We start from the raw sequence: 5,367 nt of genomic DNA on the forward strand, positions 1-5,367 counted from the left end.
CGAGCTCGCCTGGCTACTCGCTGCCCATCTGAGGCTCTTAACTCGCCGCTTGGCCAGACCTTGAAGACGTCTACGCTTTTTGAGTCAGGCTGTAAGGACACGCAAGGTTGGTACCTGACCCTAAGCAGACGGCGCCTAATGCGATTCGCAAGTTGCCAGCAATGCAATCATTTTTGCAGCAGGTTATGCCTCGCCGATGAGGTGATCGAGCTTGAAATGTTGTCTGCTGGCTGCCCGCATCGTACCTCCGAATGTGAGACGAACCCTCCCCTGAATGGAACCACGACACTGCTTGCAGGTTTGAGTTCCGCAGTTCCTAATCCCAGGGGGGATATGATGAGTAAGGTCAAGTATCGCCTGAATAATCCGCGTTTGGCGCCACGCCGGACGAAACTTGAGATTCCCGGTTGGGCAGGCAAGCGCGACCCGCGCGCAGACGGCTCGCGCGAGCAGGTATGGCATTGTGTGCCGTTTTCGGAGGGCGCACAGTACGGGATCGAGTTATTCTACCCCTACGACTTCGAGCTCCATGTCAGCACCAAAGACGGCCATCTGAACTTCGATGCCGATTGGGGTGAGCCGCCGAACGGAGGGGCCGAGTGGCCGCCCTTTCGGAATTTCGGCGATGCTTTCTACACCTATCAAGTCCTGCTCGACCTCAAGGTCGAGAAAGGCATGGCGGTTCGCACCGAACCGCATCCGCGGTTCTATACCGACCGGACCGATACCGTGCCGGTCGCGGTACCGGCTCTCATCCGGAACTGGTGGCCGATGCTTTTCTTTTGCGTCTTCAAGGCGCCTGCGGAGGGGCGGACGCACATTTTCAGGCCGAACGAATCATTCGCTCAGATGATCGTGATTCCGGAGGAAGCCAATTTCGATCTCGAACCGATGGGTGAGGTGGAATGCGCCGAGCGCGAACTGCAATCGCGGCGCATCTATGCCAACCGGCCGAACCTGGCGGCCGGGACCGAGTGGACGTCCGATACCAATACTGTGTTTGACGGCACTTACCGCCATTTGCACCGCGCCGCGAAGGAAAAGGCCCGGCGAGAATAGGATAAAAAAACAGGACCTCCCGGTCCTGTTTTCATCACTTAGAGCGCGTAGTTCAATAGTCGCGGCGATAGAAACTGTGGTGGTGGTGGTGGTGGTGGTGGTGGTATCGGCGATACCGGGGCACGACTACGACGCGCGGATAGTAGCTGTGGTGGTGCCGATAGAAGCTATGGTGATGATGGTGATGATGGTGATGATAGAATTGGGCAAGCTGGACGTTCCCCGCCGCTGGATCTGGTGTGTCTTCGTCAACGGCTTGCAGCAGCGCGACGGCGTTCGGGATAGGTTCCAGCAGGTCGGCATATGAGTTGGCCCGCAAAACATCCGCCGGAGCGGGTGCAGGACCGGCCTCGGCAGCGGTAAAGGTGCCAAGCGACGCCACCGCTCCTAGTAAGCCAGCGATCTTCTTGTCCATGGTTGCTTCTCCAGTTCATGGCGCCGGACGCGAGGCCGGCAAGCCGCAACGCCACGGATTGCCGAATGTTCCCGGCGCCGTTGGATGCAAGTGTCGATCATGAAGCGCGCTCGCAAGCATATACATTGCGGAACGCAGAGATGGCGATAGTGGCGAGCCGGGCGCGGGATCGGCATACGTGCTGGACGACACGACGCAGCGCGCCCTGCAAAACATTGAGATAGGACCTTATGACTGATCGGCTGCATTACGGTACCCCGGCTAAAGTGCTCCATTGGCTCGTCGTGGCCCTTCTGGCCGTTCAGTTCTCAATTGGTTGGCTTATGCCAGACGTTCATGCGGGTCCGCCGGGCAGGGCCATGACGCTCCATATCTCCTTTGGTCTGACGATTCTCGCGGTGATTTTGTTGCGGCTTGTCTGGCGTGTCACCCACCCGGTGGCGCCGGAGAGTTCACTACCGCCATGGCAGCGAGTTTCCTCAGAGGCGGTGCACTGGCTGCTGTATATCTTGGTTCTCGCTGCAACCATCACAGGCTGGCTATTCGCATCGTTCCGAGGTTGGTCAGTCTATTATTTCGATCTTATCCCGCTGCCGATGCTGACGGAAAAAAACACGACCGCGATCCATCAGATCGACGGCTGGCATCAATTAGTGGAGTGGGCGTTGCTGATCGCAATCGGCATTCATGTGGCCGCAGCCTTCGCTCACATTTTTATTTACCGCGACGGCGTCATGCAACGAATGCTGCCAAGCCGTCGGTGACTTTGCGAATGTCTTTTGTTGGCCCTCAGCGGACAATCGGGAGCAGCGGTCCAGGACCGCTTGTGGATCATAGCGGCCAATCGCGACATTGCGGGCTGATGCTGATCGTCGACGGCTTGTCGACGAGGCCCGTGCCGCACGAGAGCAGGCGCGGGCGCTTTCAGAGGAAGCGGCGATGGCCGTCTACGAGCTCCGCCGGTCAATACGGGCTTCTTCTCTCCAGGCGTACCGGCGCATCTACGCTGGCGCGCGAGTCGAGACAAAGGCCCGGCGCGAGGCCCGGTCCGTGGGAATGGCAGAAGTTCGGCAGGTGGTGCGGGAATATATCGACCACCAACGTTCGCTGCTGCGCGGCTCTCCACGGCTGCGTCCATTGAACGAGTAACACGGCGCTGGACCGAGAACCAGTCACCATTAATGACCTGACGTTGCGCGGCTTCGAGTACCCCTCCGGTGCGTGCAATCGGGGGGCGCCACTCGTCACCCTCCAGAATACAGCGCACGTTCGTGCCAGGCTATCGTGGACTTCCTTCTCATCCGGCATCGCTCATGCCGCGCCCAACGGAGTTCTGCTGGATCAGTAAGCCGCATTGTCCATTCAAATTTATTGCATTGTGCCACGAACCACTGACAAAATAGCCCGCATAGCCGGGTGGGTGGCAGGTCGTGAATTTCCAGGTGTCCATTTTGAAGTTACTTGCTAGCTACCCCAATGGGCTGGCGACGCTTACGGATATCAAACGCGACCTCGCATTTTTGGCAACGAGCGGCACTGATTGGGCAAGCTACAGCAAGCGGCTGGGTGCTACGCTCCCGTCGTTGGACGTCTTCTCCTTAGGCTTTGTGCAAAGATATTCGTTCGGTTGGCGATTGACGGCAAAGGGCGCAGCCGCACTCGAACTTATGGAACAGAAGGTAAAAACTCCCGTGGCTGATGTAGAAGCAGAGGCGGCAACGTCGGAAACCTTGCTGGAAAAGTGTCCGCCACCTATAGGGTCCGCTGGAAAACCTGATCAGCCGAGTAGCTCACCAGTTGATCGGCGCGCGCTGTTCACGGTCATCGACGGCGGTCGAAGCCAGGCTGCTTAATAGTCACAAACGGGATGCCCCGTGCGGCGCGACGGCGACTGGTCTCAGAGGGCGCTGCCTGCATCTGCGCGCGAGGAGGTTGCTAGCCGACGTGCGGAATGACAGAAATCGCCGGCCTATGTAACATGCCTCAGCGTCGTTCACCGGGTTCGCGAGCGGGGGAACGCTTTTAGAGGCGGAGTTGTCGATCAGGAGCGCGACCCGGCGTTCGGGGTGAACAGAGCCGCACGCTAAGTACAGCAACAAAAACAATGCCCCCCCAGCGCAGCAGGCCGATAGTCGCCTCATACTAAAGCTTCATCACTGCCCAGGAGCAGCCACGGTCACGGTCTCTTCCATGATCTTCGCCACGCTGCCGTCTCGGACCACGATTGCGGTATAGTAGCCGTGTAGCGGTTGGTCGCCGATCTTGGCCTGCCACTCGCCAGCATTGAACACGAAATTGCCGAAAGACCGCGACACGTTGCGCTCTACAGAGTAGTCGTGCAGGTCCAAGTTGACGACATCCTGCAGATTACGCCGAATCGCTTCTCGGCCTACGAACATACCACTTGGCGTCACCCTAATGGCGTTGTCGGTAAAAGCTGCAGCCATGGCATCGACGTCTTTGCGATTGTATGCCTCGGCAAAATTCTTCTGCAGGTCGGCATACTGGTCGGCGGTAGTCTGCTGAGCGGCAGCAACATAGCAAGCCGACATCAATAAGAATGCGGCAACTACGATGGTACGCAGCATCGGGCTCCGCCTTCGTCAGGACAATGGGGTCAGAACCACTCGCCCGGCATGTACTTGTCGGCAACAATAATGCTGACCGACATGAGCAAGCCGGCAAAGCAGAATAGCGATACGGACACGAACGTCTCGAAGTCGGCAATCGCCTCGACCGACGCCTTGGGAGAAATACGGGTAGCCAATGCCGCCATGTTACCCTCCAAATTGCTCTATCGCGGCTGAGCCAAACTCGCGCTCAGCCCATCCCGGCGCGGAAGTTCACGCCTATTTCGCAGTTTCGATCCGCAGCATCTCGTCAAGCCGAGCCTGGCAGTACTCTTCATAGAGTGCGTTGATGATTGTCCACATGACGTGAGGTCCCTTATCCACCTGATGAAGGGTAGGGCCGGTCTGTTTCAGGATCGCTTCGTGGGGCCTGCCATATGGTTTCGATGTTCGAGCTGTCGGCCTCGCGCATCGAGGCTGCTGTTCCAACCAAGGAGACAGAACCAAGCAAGGCCTGAGGGCCAGCTTTGACACACAATGCCGCCTCCCAAAGATATTCGGCTAGGCGGCATTGTGCTTTTTGGAAATAACCACGTTCAAGACAGATCGGCGAGGCTGGTAAGAGACGCTTTATGCGGTCACTTGGGTAGAAAGCTTGAAGTGATCGGCTTGAAGGCTTCCTGCGCAAAGGTCCTGTAAAGCTCGCCGATCTTGGTCGCTTCGGCGAAGAACATTTCTTGTGCGGATTTGGCGTATTCGGCTGTCAATTCCGTGAACTTGTCGGGCGACTTCACGGCTGCAAGCTTCTCGAAATAGGCCTTGCTGGCCTCGAACGACGACTTCGCGAAATCGGTCTGGGCGGTTGTGATAGCAGTAAGATGCTGCTGAATGCTGGAATAATCGGTCATCACAAATTGTCCTTCGTCGATCAGTTCCGGAGACATCTCCGATCCAATTGATCTCGAAGTCTTATGAAGCTTTCAATGCCTCAACAGCAAGCATCTTGGGTGCACTGCAGCAATGATAATTTTGGCACAGTAGTTCTACGGCGCCGCATCTGGCGCCTGTCTCGCTTTAAAAAGCAGCGCAACCGTGACTCCGTCTTCGAGTGTCGCGCTGAAGCTCTAAGCTCCCGCCCCTTGAGCCGTCTTTCTCCCTGGAGCGCAACCGCCATTGTACGCCTTGGGGACCCTGGGAAGTTTCCCAGGTGTCCGGCCGATAGGTCACCGCTATGAGCTGCTGCCGGTTTGATGGACACCGAGATTGGGTGTTTTATCGAGCCAGAGGTGGGTCATGCAGAGACGGAAGTTCAGTCGAGAGTTC

General features: G+C 57.5%; 8 protein-coding genes. 4 read left to right on the plus strand and 4 right to left on the minus strand.

Annotated features, from left to right (window positions below; all coding sequences use genetic code 11):
- Positions 1 to 336: 336 nt before the first annotated feature.
- Entirely contained in the window at positions 337 to 1,059 is a 723-nt protein-coding gene (locus C7G41_RS36555) for a hypothetical protein (protein ID WP_106947046.1), read from the plus strand.
- Positions 1,060 to 1,111: 52 nt separating this feature from the next.
- Here C7G41_RS36555 and C7G41_RS36560 read toward each other — a convergent pair whose 3' ends face one another.
- A complete protein-coding gene (locus C7G41_RS36560) occupies positions 1,112 to 1,474 on the minus strand; it encodes a hypothetical protein (RefSeq protein ID WP_106947041.1) in 363 nt (120 codons plus the stop codon).
- A 230-nt stretch (positions 1,475 to 1,704) separates the two neighbouring features.
- On the opposite strand from C7G41_RS36560, the gene C7G41_RS36565 reads away from it, so the two are divergent.
- From C7G41_RS36565 to C7G41_RS37220, 3 genes are all read left to right on the plus strand, one after another.
- On the plus strand, positions 1,705 to 2,238 hold the full coding sequence (locus C7G41_RS36565; protein ID WP_106947042.1) for a cytochrome b: 534 nt from the start codon (positions 1,705 to 1,707) through the stop codon (positions 2,236 to 2,238).
- Positions 2,239 to 2,413: 175 nt separating this feature from the next.
- Positions 2,414 to 2,623 (plus strand): hypothetical protein, encoded by a 210-nt coding sequence (locus C7G41_RS37215; RefSeq protein ID WP_146159899.1) that lies wholly within the window; start codon positions 2,414 to 2,416, stop codon positions 2,621 to 2,623.
- Positions 2,624 to 2,904: 281 nt separating this feature from the next.
- Entirely contained in the window at positions 2,905 to 3,327 is a 423-nt protein-coding gene (locus tag C7G41_RS37220; RefSeq protein ID WP_146159900.1) for a hypothetical protein, read from the plus strand.
- Positions 3,328 to 3,627: 300 nt separating this feature from the next.
- Here C7G41_RS37220 and C7G41_RS36575 read toward each other — a convergent pair whose 3' ends face one another.
- From C7G41_RS36575 to C7G41_RS36580, 3 genes are all read right to left on the minus strand, one after another.
- A complete protein-coding gene (locus C7G41_RS36575) occupies positions 3,628 to 4,062 on the minus strand; it encodes a nuclear transport factor 2 family protein (RefSeq protein WP_106947044.1) in 435 nt (144 codons plus the stop codon).
- A gap of 29 nt (positions 4,063 to 4,091) precedes the next feature.
- Positions 4,092 to 4,250, minus strand: coding sequence for a hypothetical protein (locus tag C7G41_RS38105; RefSeq protein ID WP_199198793.1), 159 nt, complete (start codon positions 4,248 to 4,250; stop codon positions 4,092 to 4,094).
- Positions 4,251 to 4,682: 432 nt separating this feature from the next.
- Positions 4,683 to 4,952 carry a phasin family protein gene (locus tag C7G41_RS36580; RefSeq protein WP_158268093.1) on the minus strand — a complete coding sequence of 90 codons (270 nt, stop codon included), beginning with the start codon at positions 4,950 to 4,952 and terminating at the stop codon, positions 4,683 to 4,685.
- Positions 4,953 to 5,367 lie beyond the last annotated feature (415 nt).

Source organism: Bradyrhizobium sp. MOS002 (assembly GCF_003020115.1).
GTDB lineage: Bacteria > Pseudomonadota > Alphaproteobacteria > Rhizobiales > Xanthobacteraceae > Bradyrhizobium.